At 45.5% G+C, this 14,792-nt stretch carries 9 protein-coding genes; all 9 read left to right on the top strand.

The window, feature by feature from the left end; translation table 11 throughout:
* The coding region (locus R7P69_RS18815) for a DUF6701 domain-containing protein (protein WP_318076811.1) at positions 1-3,756 on the top strand (3,756 nt) is incomplete at its 5' end.
* A gap of 151 nt (positions 3,757-3,907) precedes the next feature.
* Positions 3,908-4,951 carry a rod shape-determining protein gene (locus R7P69_RS18810; protein WP_005381144.1) on the top strand — a complete coding sequence of 348 codons (1,044 nt, stop codon included), beginning with the start codon at positions 3,908-3,910 and terminating at the stop codon, positions 4,949-4,951.
* A gap of 150 nt (positions 4,952-5,101) precedes the next feature.
* On the top strand, positions 5,102-5,998 hold the full coding sequence (gene mreC / locus R7P69_RS18805; RefSeq protein ID WP_005381142.1) for a rod shape-determining protein MreC: 897 nt from the start codon (positions 5,102-5,104) through the stop codon (positions 5,996-5,998).
* Positions 5,988-6,476 (top strand): rod shape-determining protein MreD, encoded by a 489-nt coding sequence (mreD, locus tag R7P69_RS18800; RefSeq protein WP_005381141.1) that lies wholly within the window; start codon positions 5,988-5,990, stop codon positions 6,474-6,476. The genes mreC and mreD overlap by 11 nt, the downstream gene beginning before the upstream one ends.
* Positions 6,477-6,480: 4 nt before the next feature.
* Complete coding sequence (locus R7P69_RS18795; protein WP_005381139.1) at positions 6,481-7,050, top strand: Maf family protein; 570 nt, start codon at positions 6,481-6,483, stop codon at positions 7,048-7,050.
* Positions 7,051-7,068: 18 nt separating this feature from the next.
* Positions 7,069-8,538, top strand: coding sequence for a ribonuclease G (rng, locus tag R7P69_RS18790; protein WP_005381138.1), 1,470 nt, complete (start codon positions 7,069-7,071; stop codon positions 8,536-8,538).
* 12 nt (positions 8,539-8,550) lie between these two features.
* Entirely contained in the window at positions 8,551-12,432 is a 3,882-nt protein-coding gene (locus R7P69_RS18785; RefSeq protein ID WP_238952124.1) for a YhdP family protein, read from the top strand.
* A 33-nt stretch (positions 12,433-12,465) separates the two neighbouring features.
* Positions 12,466-13,287, top strand: a complete 822-nt coding sequence (locus R7P69_RS18780) for a carbon-nitrogen hydrolase family protein (protein ID WP_225478040.1) — start codon at positions 12,466-12,468, stop codon at positions 13,285-13,287.
* A gap of 11 nt (positions 13,288-13,298) precedes the next feature.
* Positions 13,299-14,744, top strand: a complete 1,446-nt coding sequence (gene tldD, locus R7P69_RS18775; protein WP_005381134.1) for a metalloprotease TldD — start codon at positions 13,299-13,301, stop codon at positions 14,742-14,744.
* Positions 14,745-14,792: the final 48 nt, after the last annotated feature.

Below are 14,792 nucleotides of genomic sequence, written 5' to 3'. Positions count from 1 at the left end.
ATTACGTTTAAACAGACCACAGTTGAAGGCGATGTGACAAGTAAAGGTGAGATAAAAACCGAAGGCGGCACCAATACCATCAATGGTAACGTGACAGCCGACAGAAACATTACGTTTAAACAGACCACAGTTGAAGGCGATGTGACAAGTAAAGGTGAGATAAAAACCGAAGGCGGCACCAATACTATCAATGGTAGCGTGACAGCTAGCGGCAATATTACACTTAAAAAAACTCAAGTAGGTGGCGCAGTTACCAGCCAAGGCGGTGAAATCAAAACCGAGCAAAGCGGGAATGAAATTCAAGGTAATATTACTGCTTCAAGTAAAGTTACATTAAAGGCAACCAAGGTTACTGGTGACGTTACCAGTAGGGGCTTAGAAGTTATTTTAGAAGACAGTAACGAAGTACACGGAAATATTCTCGCTCTACATAAAGTCGATATTAAAAACTCATTGGTTTGTGGTCGGGTAGAATCAACAGATAGTCAAGTCTCTTTGAATAACTCTAAACTCGATCAAAACCGAGGCGTTTATGCGCTTAGTGAAGCGATCCAGTCCCATGGGCAAGCTACAGTAAAAAGCTCGACCGTCTGTGGTTCTGTTAACTCGCTATCAAATTCTTACGATTTCAATGACAACGCCATTTATTGTGGTGTAGATGATCCCAATTGTCAGCTTCCTCAGACCGGAGAGTGCCCAATAGAGGCGCTAGCCTCACTTTGTCCAGAATTGGTTCCTGATACTCCAACTTTACCTGACCCTCAAGTCTGTATTAATGAAGACTTCACTGGTGAGAAGCCCTTACAAAACTGGACGGTAATGGGGCGCACAGCTAGTACGACTACGCCAAATGTGGTTGACGAGCGTTTTCAAGTATCTACTAACCAAAATGATCAATCGACAGCTTCCGCATACAAGGAGACAATTCCGTCGAAAGATAATATAGTTCAAATCGAATTTGATCATTATGCTCGTGATTCTAATACCAACCCTGGCGGTGATGGTATTGCTATTGTGCTATCTGACTCAAATATACCACCCTCACCAGGTGCGACAGGTGGCGCTCTTGGTTATGGTGTCAAACCCGATATGGAAGGCTTTGCTGGGGGGTGGATAGCATTTGGTATTGATGAGTATGGTAACTTCTCCGAACAAGGTAGCTTTGAAGATCGACAATATAGGCCGGGTCGGAAAAAACACTCGATTACTATACGTGGAGCGGGTTATCAAAAAACCTTCAATGGCTCTTTGTCCAATGCTTGGTTTGGCGGTTATAAATTTATTAAAAACAACACCAGTGTGGGCTCTCTAGATGAGAAAGGAGGCTGGAATAGTCACGGCAATTATTTGGTAGGTAGAGCACCATCGGATGTTCATCGTTATAGAATGATAGTTGATAGTCGGGAAGATATTCCTGGGCGAGAGAGTGGTGTTTGGGTATCAATTGAGCGGAAAATTAATGGTTCGGAATGGGAATCTATCATAGAGCCATTCGATGTAATGAAGAATTTCGGACAGCCAGAACCACCAGAAAACTTTATGGTCTCAATCACTGCGGGTACTGGTGCTAATACGAATATCCATGAAGTGGCAAATATGAAGTTATGTGCCGACCGATTCAATCGAGAGCCTAAAATAGACCATTTCCGATTTGAATATGACGGTTCGGGAGATGTTTGTGAAGCGCAACGAGTGACTTTAAGTGCTTGTATGAATTCCCAATGTACTGAGACTTACCCTGGTAATTTAACCAATCCTAAAGAGCTAGAAGTTATACTGAAAGATTTATCAAATGCTGAGTGGCAGGACTCTAATGGAGAGAGCATTCCATTAAGAGTTCTGAAATTTAATGATCGGATTAATTTGCAAATTCGTTCACAGGGAGCAGGTAGTGCCAAACTTGGTCTTGAGAAAATGTCCATTGAGGCTCCGAATATTGAGCCTATAAAATGTAAACTAAATGGGGAAAATGATTTTAATTCTGCGTGTACCATAGTTTTTGATAGCTCGATTACTGTCGGTGTTCCCGATAAAGTTGCCTCTCTGCCATTCTTTGATGAAAGCGGCAACCAGTACAGCAAATACAGCAATACCCCGTTTGTCAGTTTGTGTGAGTCTGTATCTTCGATGCCAGAGACAGATATTGTCAAGAATATTGAAATGAGGTTTGCGTACGAGCAGCCAGAATCTGGTGAAACGGTCTCTGTTCGCTTTAAAAATTCAAACGGAAAATTTGGCGAACCAGTACAGCTCAAAACAACAGAATGGACATCCATTGATAATGTATACTTTACATCTAGTGGGAAAGCTAGTTTTGATCTTCGTTATCCTGAAGTAGGAAAAGTTAGTGTTAAAGCAAGAATTAAAGATGATTCTGAATCAGAGAACTTAAGTAGTTTTGTTAGCTTCCCGGCGTACCTTGAAGTAAATGCAACTAGTACTACTGCCCAAGATGGCACTTGTAACAACAGTGATGATGGCTGTTCAGTAGGATTTTTAGCTGCGGGTGAAGAGTTTGATATGACCATTACCGCTTATCAAGATGATGGCTCTGTAGCGAAAAACTACCATGAAGAGACGATTGCAATCAGCAACGAGGTTAAGTACCCATCAGTTGGAGCATCAGCCCAACTTTTGAATGATGAGTTACCTGAATCAAGTCAATGGTCTAATGGCAGTGTGACGTTTGCTCAATCTGTGACTGACGTGGGGGCTTTTGAGTTTAAGGCGCAAGCACCGATTGCAACGGACGCGAATGGTGATGATTTAGGTACGTCTGTGTATCTTGGTAGTAGTGCGTTTAAAATCCAAGATGGTAATTTGACGGTTGGTCGTTTTTATCCCGGACAATTTAGCGTTTACGAAAATATAGACGCTGATATGTCCACTCGTTGGGCATACCCCAATGAGCAAAGTTTTACGTATATGAGACAGCCTTTTGGACTAAAGCAATTCTATATTGAAGCGTTGACGAAAGGGGGCGGAGCGCTGCGTAACTATGCTTATTTCGATGATCACTTCGCGAAGTTTAACTTGTATGAAAGTGACTCCAAATATATAGGTAGATTCAGTGCCCCAAACACATATTCAGGTGAATGGTTAAACAGCAGCAACAAACCATACGTATCAGGACAAAGTGTTGGAAAATTCAGTGCTAATGCACTTTTATGGGAAAAAGTTATTACTCAGCCAGATGGTCCATTAAATTATCTTGAAAAGTCCAATGACACTTCAATTTCTATTGATTTGTCATTGGACTCAATAGATAAGTCGGGTGTAACGATTGGTACAAAAGAACTTAAAGTCCAACCCGATATCCGTTTTGGTCGAATTGACTTGGACGATGTAGGTGGCAACCAAGGTACGACCTTGTATATCCCACTGAGAACCGAGTATTGGAACGGCAGCCGTTTCATCACCAACACCGATGATAGCCAAACCGATGTGGCCGGTGTGACCGCCGCTCAAAATCACATTTGGCCTACGGGAACAAATGCAGCGCCGACCGATGTCTCGTTAGGTGACGGTGGTGTGGTTTCTTCCGGTGTTTCACGTACCGTGACCGCAGAGCAAGCAAGTCCGTACCGCCAACAAACACGTGTGTGGTTAGATTTAGACGCACGCCCTTGGCTCAAGTACAACTGGGACAATAAGAAAGCTGGTGAAGAAAACCCATCCTCCGTCGTCACCTTCGGTATTCACCGTGGTAATGACCGTGTGATTTACCGTGGTGAGCCAGGGTTAACCGGACAGTAACAACTTAGGTTTTTGCCCTTAAGTTAGGAAACTGCAAGAAATTGAGGCTTTCTGCTCATGTTTGTGTACCAATACCTTGCTGTGACAGCGAGGCATTGGTACATTTAGAGCAATTTTTGTCTTCTATATTTTTGCAGGATGAGCGAAGAGTATGTTTAAGAAACTTCGTGGCATGTTTTCTAACGATCTATCTATCGATTTAGGTACAGCCAACACTCTAATTTACGTAAAAGGGCAAGGAATTGTCCTTGATGAACCTTCTGTAGTTGCTATTCGTCAAGATCGTGTAGGTTCTGCAAAAAGCGTTGCTGCAGTCGGTCACGCAGCAAAACAGATGCTTGGTCGTACACCTGGCAACATTTCCGCTATTCGCCCAATGAAAGACGGCGTAATTGCTGACTTCTACGTAACCGAAAAAATGCTTCAGCACTTTATCAAGCAAGTGCACGATAACAGCATCCTAAAGCCAAGCCCACGTGTTCTTGTTTGTGTTCCTTGTGGTTCTACCCAAGTTGAGCGTCGCGCAATTCGTGAATCAGCACTTGGTGCTGGTGCCCGTGAAGTTTACCTAATCGACGAGCCAATGGCGGCGGCAATTGGTGCTGGTTTACGCGTATCTGAGCCGACAGGTTCAATGGTGGTCGATATCGGTGGTGGTACAACTGAAGTTGCCGTTATCTCTCTAAACGGCGTGGTTTACTCATCGTCTGTACGTATCGGTGGTGACCGCTTTGATGAAGCTGTGATCAACTACGTACGTCGTAACTACGGTAGCTTGATTGGTGAAGCAACGGCTGAAAAGATCAAACACGAAATCGGTTCTGCTTACCCTGGTGATGAAGTTCAAGAGATTGAAGTTCGCGGTCGTAACCTTGCAGAAGGTGTGCCACGCAGCTTTAGCTTGAACTCAAACGAGATCCTAGAAGCGCTTCAAGAGCCGCTATCTGGCATCGTATCAGCAGTCATGGTTGCACTAGAACAGTGTCCACCAGAGCTTGCTTCAGACATTTCTGAAAACGGTATGGTACTAACCGGTGGTGGTGCACTACTTAAAGACCTAGACCGTTTACTAATGGAAGAAACTGGTATTCCTGTGGTTATCGCGGAAGATCCACTAACGTGTGTTGCGCGTGGTGGCGGTAAAGCACTAGAAATGATCGACATGCACGGTGGCGATCTGTTCTCTGAAGAATAAAGGTTTAGGTGAAGCTCATGTCGGGCTTCACCTTCATTTCTGCTCTCTCTGTAATTCAAACATGCTCCATACCTAAAAGTATTTAGTCAAGTATTTTTAGGTTGCCAAGTAAGGCTCAATAATCATGGAAGCAATCAGGTCAAAAACAAGATGAAACCGATTTTCGGCAGAGGTCCGTCTCTGCAATTACGTCTGTTTTTTGCTGTCATCGTGTCGGCGAGCTTAATGCTGGCCGATAGTCGTCTAGATACGTTTTCCAACGTTCGATACCTACTAAACAGTATGGTTGCACCGATTCAGTACGCAGCGAATTTGCCTCGTAGTATGTTCGATGGCGTATTTGAACGTTTTAATTCTCATCAGGCATTGGTTGAAGGCAATCGCAGCTTAAAGCGAGAAGTGCTACGCCTGAAAAGCGAGCTTATCTTGCTCGACCAATATAAAGAAGAAAACCAACGCTTACGTAAGTTGTTAGGATCTTCATTTGTCCGTGATGAAAAGAAAGTCGTGACAGAAGTAATGGCGGTTGATACTTCACCTTATCGTCATCAAGTGGTGATCGATAAAGGCCGTATTGATGGTGTTTACGTTGGTCAGCCTGTTATCAACGAGAAAGGCATCGTCGGTCAGGTCACGTTTGTCGCAGCGCACAACGCACGTGTTCTGCTGCTAACGGACGCGAAAAATGCAATTCCTGTCCAGGTGATCCGCAATGATATCCGAGTGATCGCATCGGGCAATGGTGAAATGGATGAAATCCAACTAGAGCACATTCCAACCAGCACAGATATTCAGGTTGGTGATTTATTGGTGACATCCGGTTTAGGTGGTATTTACCCTGAGGGATACCCAGTCGCGACGGTTACCAATGTGGATCACGATACGCGTCAAGAGTTCGCCTCAATCAAGGCTGAGCCGGTTGTGGAGTTTGATCGCTTACGCTACCTACTGCTGATTTGGCCGAATGAAGACCGTCAACACAAAGTACTGCGGTCCAATGTAGATGAAGGGTTAGAGCAAGAACAAGAGGTAACCGATGGCCAATAATGTATTGAGTAGCCGAATGGTGATTGGCGTCAGTTTCTTCGTTGCGCTGGTACTGCAAACCATTCCATGGCCAGGTGTGTTAGATGTGTTACGCCCTTCATGGTTGTTCCTTGTTACGTGTTATTGGGTGTTGGCACTACCGCACCGAGTGAACGTCGGAACTGCGCTAGTGTTGGGCTTATTATGGGACATTTTGATCGGCTCAACGCTTGGAATTCGTGGCATGATGATGTCGATCGTTATCTACCTTGTGGCGCTGAATTTCCTGTTGATTCGCAACATGGCATTGTGGCAACAGTCGATTTTAATTGCCTTTTTTACTGCGTTATTGGAAGTTTTGATATTCTGTGGGGAATATTTGAACCAGGACGTAGTATTTAATCCATTATCTCTGTGGACGGCGGCAATAAACTGTATACTTTGGCCATGGATGTTTTTATTAATGCGACGAGTTCGTCGTGCATGGCACGTAAGGTAAAGCGGTGAAGAAAAGCTTATCTCTCGTTCTCGCATCGGGTTCTCCGAGAAGAAAAGAGCTGCTTGCTCAACTGGGTTATGATTTTGAGATCGTATTGCCTGATATTGAGGAAGCCAAACAGGCTCATGAGCAAGCACGAGATTACGTGTTGCGTCTTTCTTTGGAAAAAGCTCAGGCAGGCTTAGCGTTGGCTAAGCCTGATTCCGTTGTATTGGGCTCTGATACGGTCGTAGTATGCGATGACCGTGTGCTAGAAAAACCAAAAAGTTTTGAAGATTCAAAGCGTATGCTTACTGACTTATCGGGTCGTCGCCATCAAGTGATGACTGCGGTGAGCGTTGTATCATCGGAACAACAACATTCAGTGGTCGTTACCACTGACGTGTGGTTCAAACCACTGACTCACGAAGAAATCGAACAATATTGGCAGTCAGGAGAGCCATGCGATAAAGCTGGAAGTTATGGTATTCAGGGACTCGGAGGGCGATTTGTCACCCGAATCGAAGGCAGTTATCACGCTGTAGTAGGCTTACCTTTGTTCGAAACCGATCAGCTAATTCAAGAATTTTTATAATTGTTTTGAGGTGTGCACATGAGTGCAGAATTGCTGCTTAACGTGACCCCGAGTGAAACTCGTGTGGCCATGATTGAAGGTGGAGTACTACAAGAAATACATATCGAGCGCGAATCGCGTCGCGGTATTGTGGGCAATATATACAAAGGCAAAGTAAGCCGAGTGTTACCAGGTATGCAGGCGGCTTTCGTCGACATTGGTTTAGATAAAGCGGCGTTTTTACATGCGTCAGATATTGTTCCTCATACCGAATGTGTGGCAGAAAACGAAAAACAGCAGTTTCAAGTCCGTGATATCTCTGAACTGGTACGCCAGGGACAAGACATTGTTGTGCAAGTGGTCAAAGATCCGCTCGGCACGAAAGGTGCGCGTTTAACGACGGATATCACCTTACCTTCGCGTTATCTTGTTTTTATGCCGGGGGCCAGCCATGTCGGTGTTTCGCAGCGTATTGAAAGTGAAAAAGAGCGCGAGCGTTTGAAAAAGGTGGTGAACCATTACTGCGATGAGCACGGTGGTTTTATCATTCGTACCGCGGCAGAAGGCGCCGATGAAAAAGAGCTCTCTCAAGATGCGGCATTTTTAAAGCGTTTGTGGTTAAAAGTCATGGAGCGTCGCTCAAAATACAAAACGCGTTCAACACTTTACGGTGAACTCGGCTTAGCTCAACGCATTCTGCGTGACTTTGTTGGCACAGAGCTCGATAAGATCATGGTCGACTCCCGCCTTGAATATGAAAACCTGAAAGAATTCACTTCTGAGTATGTACCGGAGTTAACAGATAAGCTTGAGCTTTACGAAGGTGACAAGCCAATCTTTGACATGTACGACACTGAAAACGAAATTCAGCGTTCTTTAGAGCGCAAGGTCGAGCTAAAGTCGGGCGGCTATTTGATCATCGATCAAACCGAAGCCATGACCACCATCGATATCAACACGGGTGCATTTGTTGGTCGTCGTAATCTCGAAGAGACTATCTTCAATACCAATATTGAGGCAACGCAAGCTATTGCGCGTCAGCTACGTTTACGTAACCTCGGCGGTATCATCATTATTGATTTTATCGATATGGCATCCGAAGAGCATCGTCAGCGAGTACTTACCTCACTGGAAACGGCACTTGCGAAAGACCGAGTAAAAACCAACATCAACGGCTTTACCCAGCTTGGCTTAGTTGAAATGACGCGTAAGCGTACGCGAGAAAGTATTGAACATATCTTGTGTTCTGGCTGTCCTACTTGTGAAGGCCGTGGCAGCGTGAAAACGGTCGAAACCGTATGCTTTGAGATATTACGCGAGATTACTCGTGTGAACCGTGCTTACGACGCCGATAATTTTGTCGTGTACGCATCGCCGTTTGTTGCTGAAGCGCTATTGGGCGATGAGTCTCATGCGTTGGCTGAGCTCGAAGTATTTATTGGCAAGCAAGTGCGAGTTCAGGCTGAACCCCTGTACATTCAGGAACAGTTTGACGTCGTAATGATGTAATTTGGAACATTTGTGAATTCTGGTGTTAACCGTTTTGTGCGTTTTTGTGCGTGGAGTTTAGTTACTGTATTGGTGTTATTAGCCATATTAGTGACCACGCTGCGCGTCACATTGCCGCAACTTAACCATTTCCAAGATGAGATCAAAACCTGGGTCAAACAAGGCACAGGTTTTGACGTTTCTATTGCTAATGTCGCAGGGACGTGGCGCAATAATCATCCCTCAATTGCGTTACTGGGTTTAGAGGCAAATCTACCAAACGTGCAAGATGCACGCTTCGCTGTTGAAGAAGTCCAAATTGAGTTCGACCTTATTCAATCTCTTTTTCAACTTAAACCTGTAGTTGCAGACCTTACCATTCATAACCTCGCTTTAGACATTCACACGGTAGACATTCTGCCGACTTCTCATCGTCAAGAACCGAAGCCTGAAGTGGATAAGAGCGAAGTGAAACTCATTGACCAACTCGACTCACTTCTTTTACGTCAGTTCGAAGACTTCACTATTAGCGATTCACGGATTTGGTATAAGTCTGTGTCAGGTGAAACTCGCCGTTTAGATATTGAGCAGCTTCGTTGGAGTAATCAAGGGAAGCGTCACGTAGCCGAAGGCACGGTTAGCATTGCTGATGTTCGCCTGAACTCATTGTTAGTAAGCGCTAACTTTAAAGATCATGGCTCGTTGCTCGATGTATCTGGTGAGTTTTATGTGAGTGCTCAAGATGTCTCGGTCACACCTTGGCTGACCACTTACATGCAAGAAGAGTCAGGAGCAGAGTCGGGTAAAGTCAGCTTAAATACTTGGCTGACGCTCAAACACAGCCAACCGCATGATGCTTATGTTGAATTGCTGCCTTCCGAGTTGGTGTGGAATGAAGATGGACATCATGAGCTGTTTATTGAGTCTGGAATTTTCAATCTTCGACCAGATAAACAAGGCTGGAAAGTAAATGGCCACTCACTTCAGATCAGAACCGATAACACCCCTTGGCCAGAGTTAGACGTCGCGTTTGATTGGCAACCAAACGGCTGGATGCTTAATCTCTCTCAACTCGACATCGAAGCACTCATTCCGCTCATCAAGTTGGCTCCAGAGTCAGAGTCGACCAGTGACCTTATTAACAAACTAGCACCGAAAGGTCGGGTCGAAGATGTCCGATTGTCAATGAATGGTGGTTTAGACACCTTACGCTACTCGGCTGAACTGGATGAACTCGCGATGACACAATGGGAGCTCCTACCCGGGTTTCATCACGTACAGGGCAGCGTATCGGGGGATGTGAATCAAGCTAAAGCAAAAGTCACCGTCATTGATGATGTCTTTCCGTACGGCGATGTATTCCAAGCTCCGCTGAATATCAAACAAGGTGAAGTCGATATTATCTGGCAGCAAGATGATGCGGGTTGGCGTTTGTGGGCGGATAAAGTGACGGCAGCAACGCCTGATCTTCAAGTCTTGGGGGCATTCCGTCTTGATTTTCCAAAAGAACAAAGCCCATTTTTATCGTTCTATGCCGAAGCGGATCTCTACAACGCGGGTGAAACATGGCGCTATCTACCGACTCTGGCACTTGGACAAGACTTGACCGACTATCTTTCGACCGCGATTCAGGGCGGTAAAGTGAACACAGCGAAATTGTTGTGGTATGGCGAGTTAGGTGATTTTCCTTACAAAGAACATAATGGCATGTTCCAAGCTTGGGTTGGATTAAAAGACGCGAAATTTAGCTTTGATACGGCATGGCCAACCATCACGGATTTGCAGCTAGACTTGCTGTTTGAAAATGATGCCATGTATTTGGATTCAAAATCAGCCACACTAAATGGCGTTCATGCCAAGCGTATCACTGGGCGAATCCCTGAGTTGGCAGAAGGTGGACACATCGAGATTGAAGCGAAAGCAAGCGCGCCGGGTAATGAAGTCCGTGACTACATGATGGCGACGCCATTAGTGGATTCAGTCGGTGCCGCATTGACAGCGCTGCAAGTGAGTGGGCCCGTTTACTCTGAGTTTCAACTCAACATACCGTTTGATTTTGAGAAAGACTCTCGCGCTTGGGGTTATGCCGATTTAACAGAAAATCGTGTTGATATTGAAGCGCCGCCAATGACGCTTGAAAACGCCACAGGACGTATCACCTTCGACAATGATGTGGTTACCACATCGGGTTTGTCGGCCGAATTATTACAACAGCCTATCTCTCTTGATTTCCATGGAGAGAGTGCGGAGCAAGGCTACAACGTGACAATTAATACACTAGGAGATTGGGATGTCGAGCCGCTCAAACCCTATGTCGGTGAGCGTTGGTTAAACCTTGTTTCTGGCCATGCGCCGTGGCAAATGGATATTGACTTGCAACTCAATGATGTTGGTTTCACTTATCAGCTTGAAGTGCTGGCGCAGCTAAATCGTCTGGCTAGTCAATATCCTTATCCTTTAGCGAAAAAAATTGGTGAGTCTGGGCAAGCGAAACTGCAAGCATCCGGCAACCAAGAGAGTATTTCAGCACGACTACAGATCCCAAATGTGAAGTATCAAACTGAGATAGATATCGCTGGCGATGTCCCGGTTCTGACTGCGACTCATTTAATGGTTGGCAAAGGTGGCTTCCGGATTAGTCCTATTGTCGGGCACGATGCTTCGGTGCGTGTCGAAGAACTGAATTTAGACCAATGGGCGGAGCTTGCGCAGGTCTCTGAGAGCAAGCCTTCATCGTCTGTTTTGGCAAGCATGAAAACGCCGACCATTCCATTGCCGACACGCATTGAAGTTGAAACGCCAAACTTACAGCTCGGTGGGATTGAGTTTCATGATGTGGATTTTTCAGCAAGCAAGAAAAATTTGAGTTGGCAACTCGATGTGGACAGTCAAGAGGTTAAAGGGAAAGCTAACTATCTGAAACCCTATGATCTATCGGTCTCTCTAGAGCACTTGCATCTGTACATCCCAGGGTTTGAAGAGATGACCAAAGAGCGCAGTTCAATCTTTGCGAGTGAAGATCAAAACGCACCTTTGATTACCAATTTTGACCGCAAGTTTCACGCAGAGATGCCAAACTTAACTTTGAACATCGATGATTTTTGGCTGCAAGGTTACAAAGTGGGCAAAGTTAATGTTGATTTGCAGCGTCGCGAGAACCGCTTGGAGTGGAAAAATATCACCTTTAGTAGCGGCAAAAACCGCATTGATATGAGTGGTTGGTGGGACCTGACGAAAGAGAGTAGTCATTCCAACTTAACCATGAAAATGAAAGGTGATAACAACACCGATCTTATGGAGCGCTTTGGTATTACATCAGGCATTCAACAAGCACCATTTGAGATCAATGCCAATATGGAATGGGACGGCGCACCTTGGTCAATGAAGACACAAACCTTGCAAGGAAACGTCTCAACGGAATTTGGTAAAGGCGTGATCAGTGAAGTTAGTGGTGCGGCACGCTTGTTAGGCTTGTTTAGCTTGGATTCTATCATCCGTAAGATGCAGCTCGACTTTACCGACGTATTCGATAAAGGCATGGCATTCAACTCGATCACGGGAACGGGCAAAATCCAAGACGGTGTGTTTATCACCAATGATATCGTAATGGATGCGTTAGCAGGGGAAATGCAAATCCGCGGTATCGCTAATATGAACAGCAGAATGGTTGATGCGGAAGTGAAATTCACACCAGACATCACATCAGGCCTACCAATGCTGACCGCGTTTGCCGTTGCGCCTCAAACTGCTTTGTATGTCTTGGCCATCTCTACGGTGATATCTCCGGTGGTTGAGGTCTTCACTCAAGTCAATTATGAAGTGAAAGGCTCACTAGATTCACCAACGGTGAAAGAAATTTCGCGAAGTAAAGGTGAATACAAGCTGCCAGAAAAACTGCGTGAACAGGCCAAATAACTCACCGAATATAATGGAATAGGGAGGAAACACATGGAGCGTGTTGGCATTATTCAAATGACTTCGGGTCCGGATATTAACGCGAATTTGGACTTCATTGAAAAACAGTGTGCTTTAGCGAGCAAGCAAGGTGCCAAACTTGTTCTTACTCCTGAAAATACAGTGCTATTTTCCAGTCGCGAAGCTTATCATCAACATGCAGAGCCACTTGGCAGTGGCATGATTCAACAGCGGCTCTGTGAAATCGCTAGAAAGAACCAGTTAACGCTAATTGTCGGAAGCATGCCCATTCAAACCGCAAAAGGTGTCACCACCACAACACTTGTATTTCCGCCGCACGGTAAATGCATTGCTCACTATGACAAACTGCATATGTTTGATGTCGACGTAGCCGATGGTTATGGTAGTTATCGTGAGTCGGATACGTTTATGGCGGGTAATCAAATAGTCGTTGCGGAAACTGATATCGGCAGTGTTGGATTGAGCATTTGTTATGATTTACGTTTCCCAGAACTTTATAAAGTATTACGTCAAGAAGGGGCGGATATCATTGTGGTGCCCGCTGCGTTTACCGCTGTGACGGGGCAAGCTCACTGGGAAATACTATTGCGAGCTAGAGCGATTGAGACACAATGTTGGATTTTGGCAAGCGGACAAACTGGAACGCATCCATGTGGACGAAAAACATGGGGACACTCAATGGTCGTTGACCCTTGGGGACGTATCCATAAACAGCTTCAGGATGAAGTAGGCTTATTGGTGACAGAGATAGATTTGTCACAAAGCCAACAAGTAAGGCAGAATATGCCGCTGACTCAACACAGTCGCTTTCAAAATGAATTGAGACGGAAATAAAAGAGCTAACTATGAGCACAAACCAAATAGAACAGGCACTCCTTGCCCCAAATGGTCTGACAGAACAAGACATTGCTGACACGCTTGCCAGCATTGCGACGCGCCAGATCGATTATGCGGACATTTACTTTCAGTCCAGCTGGCATGAGTCTCTGGTTCTAGAAGACAGCATCATCAAAGATGGCTCTTTTAACATTGATTGTGGTGTTGGTGTCCGTGCAGTAACTGGCGAAAAAACCGGCTTTGCCTACTCTGATCAAATCCAGCCTGAAGGCCTGAAGCAGAGTGCAATGGCGGCGCGCGGTATTGCTCAGCAAGGGCAGAATGGTAAAGTCCAAGCGTTTAAACGCACCGAAAACCAAGCGTACTACGCCGCTGTGAATCCACTAGCTGAATGGGAAAAGCAGCAAAAAACAGAATTGCTCAAATCTCTAGATGCTTACATCCGCACTAAAGAACCATTGATTAAAGAAGTCTCGATCAGCATCAGCGGTGTGCATGAGCAGATGCTTGTTGCGGCAACAGACGGTACTTATGCAGGCGATATTCGTCCTTTGGTGCGTTTGTCTATTAGCGTGCTCGCACAAAAAGGCGAACGACGTGAACGCGGTAGCGCTGGTGGCGGCGGCCGTTTCGGTTACGATTTCTTTTTAACGGAAAGCAATGGTGTGAAACAAGCTTTCCATTATGCAGACGAAGCGATTCGCATGGCGTTAATCAACCTTGAAGCAGAAGCAGCACCAGCAGGCATGATGCCAGTGGTATTGGGTTCTGGCTGGCCTGGCGTGTTGCTACACGAAGCGGTAGGTCATGGACTAGAAGGTGACTTTAACCGCAAAGAGTCGTCAGTGTTCTCTGGAAAAATGGGTCAACAAGTGACGTCTTCACTGTGTACCATCGTAGATGACGGCACGTTAAAAGACCTTCGTGGTTCACTGAATGTGGATGATGAAGGGGTAAACGGTCAGTACAACACGCTTATCGAGAATGGTGTGCTGAAAGGCTATATGCAAGACAAGCTAAACGCGCGGCTAATGGGTGTAAATCCAACGGGTAACGGTCGTCGTGAGTCTTATGCACATTTACCAATGCCGCGTATGACCAACACCTACATGCTACCAGGTGAACATACGCCAGAAGAAATAATCTCGACGGTCGAGAAAGGGTTGTATGCGCCAAACTTTGGTGGCGGCCAGGTGGACATTACTTCGGGTAAGTTTGTGTTCTCTGCATCCGAAGCATACTTGATTGAAAACGGTAAAATTACGCGCCCTGTTAAAGGTGCGACGTTGATTGGCTCAGGTATCGAAGCAATGCAGCAAGTCTCTATGGTCGGTAACGACCTAAGTATCGACAAGGGCGTTGGCGTATGTGGTAAAGCAGGTCAAAGTGTGCCAGTTGGTGTTGGTCAGCCGACCTTGAAACTGGACTCACTGACAGTGGGTGGCACTGAGTAACTCAGTTGAATCGTTATAAAAAGAGCGCTCATTAGAGCGCTCTTTTGC

This window comes from Vibrio sp. 661, from assembly GCF_033339315.1.
Classification (GTDB): Bacteria; Pseudomonadota; Gammaproteobacteria; order Enterobacterales; family Vibrionaceae; genus Vibrio; species Vibrio alginolyticus.
Note: the sequence above shows the minus strand (reverse complement) of the source record. Positions and strands in the feature narration are given on the sequence as shown.

Excerpts from the sequence above, each read along its gene's own strand:
- R7P69_RS18810 (WP_005381144.1), top strand. The coding sequence starts at position 3,908 with ATGTTTAAGAAACTTCGTGGCATGTTTTCTAACGATCTATCTATCGAT.
- mreC (WP_005381142.1), top strand. The coding sequence starts at position 5,102 with ATGAAACCGATTTTCGGCAGAGGTCCGTCTCTGCAATTACGTCTGTTT.
- mreD (WP_005381141.1), top strand. The coding sequence starts at position 5,988 with ATGGCCAATAATGTATTGAGTAGCCGAATGGTGATTGGCGTCAGTTTC.
- rng (WP_005381138.1), top strand. The coding sequence starts at position 7,069 with ATGAGTGCAGAATTGCTGCTTAACGTGACCCCGAGTGAAACTCGTGTG.
- R7P69_RS18780 (WP_225478040.1), top strand. The coding sequence starts at position 12,466 with ATGGAGCGTGTTGGCATTATTCAAATGACTTCGGGTCCGGATATTAAC.
- tldD (WP_005381134.1), top strand. The coding sequence starts at position 13,299 with ATGAGCACAAACCAAATAGAACAGGCACTCCTTGCCCCAAATGGTCTG.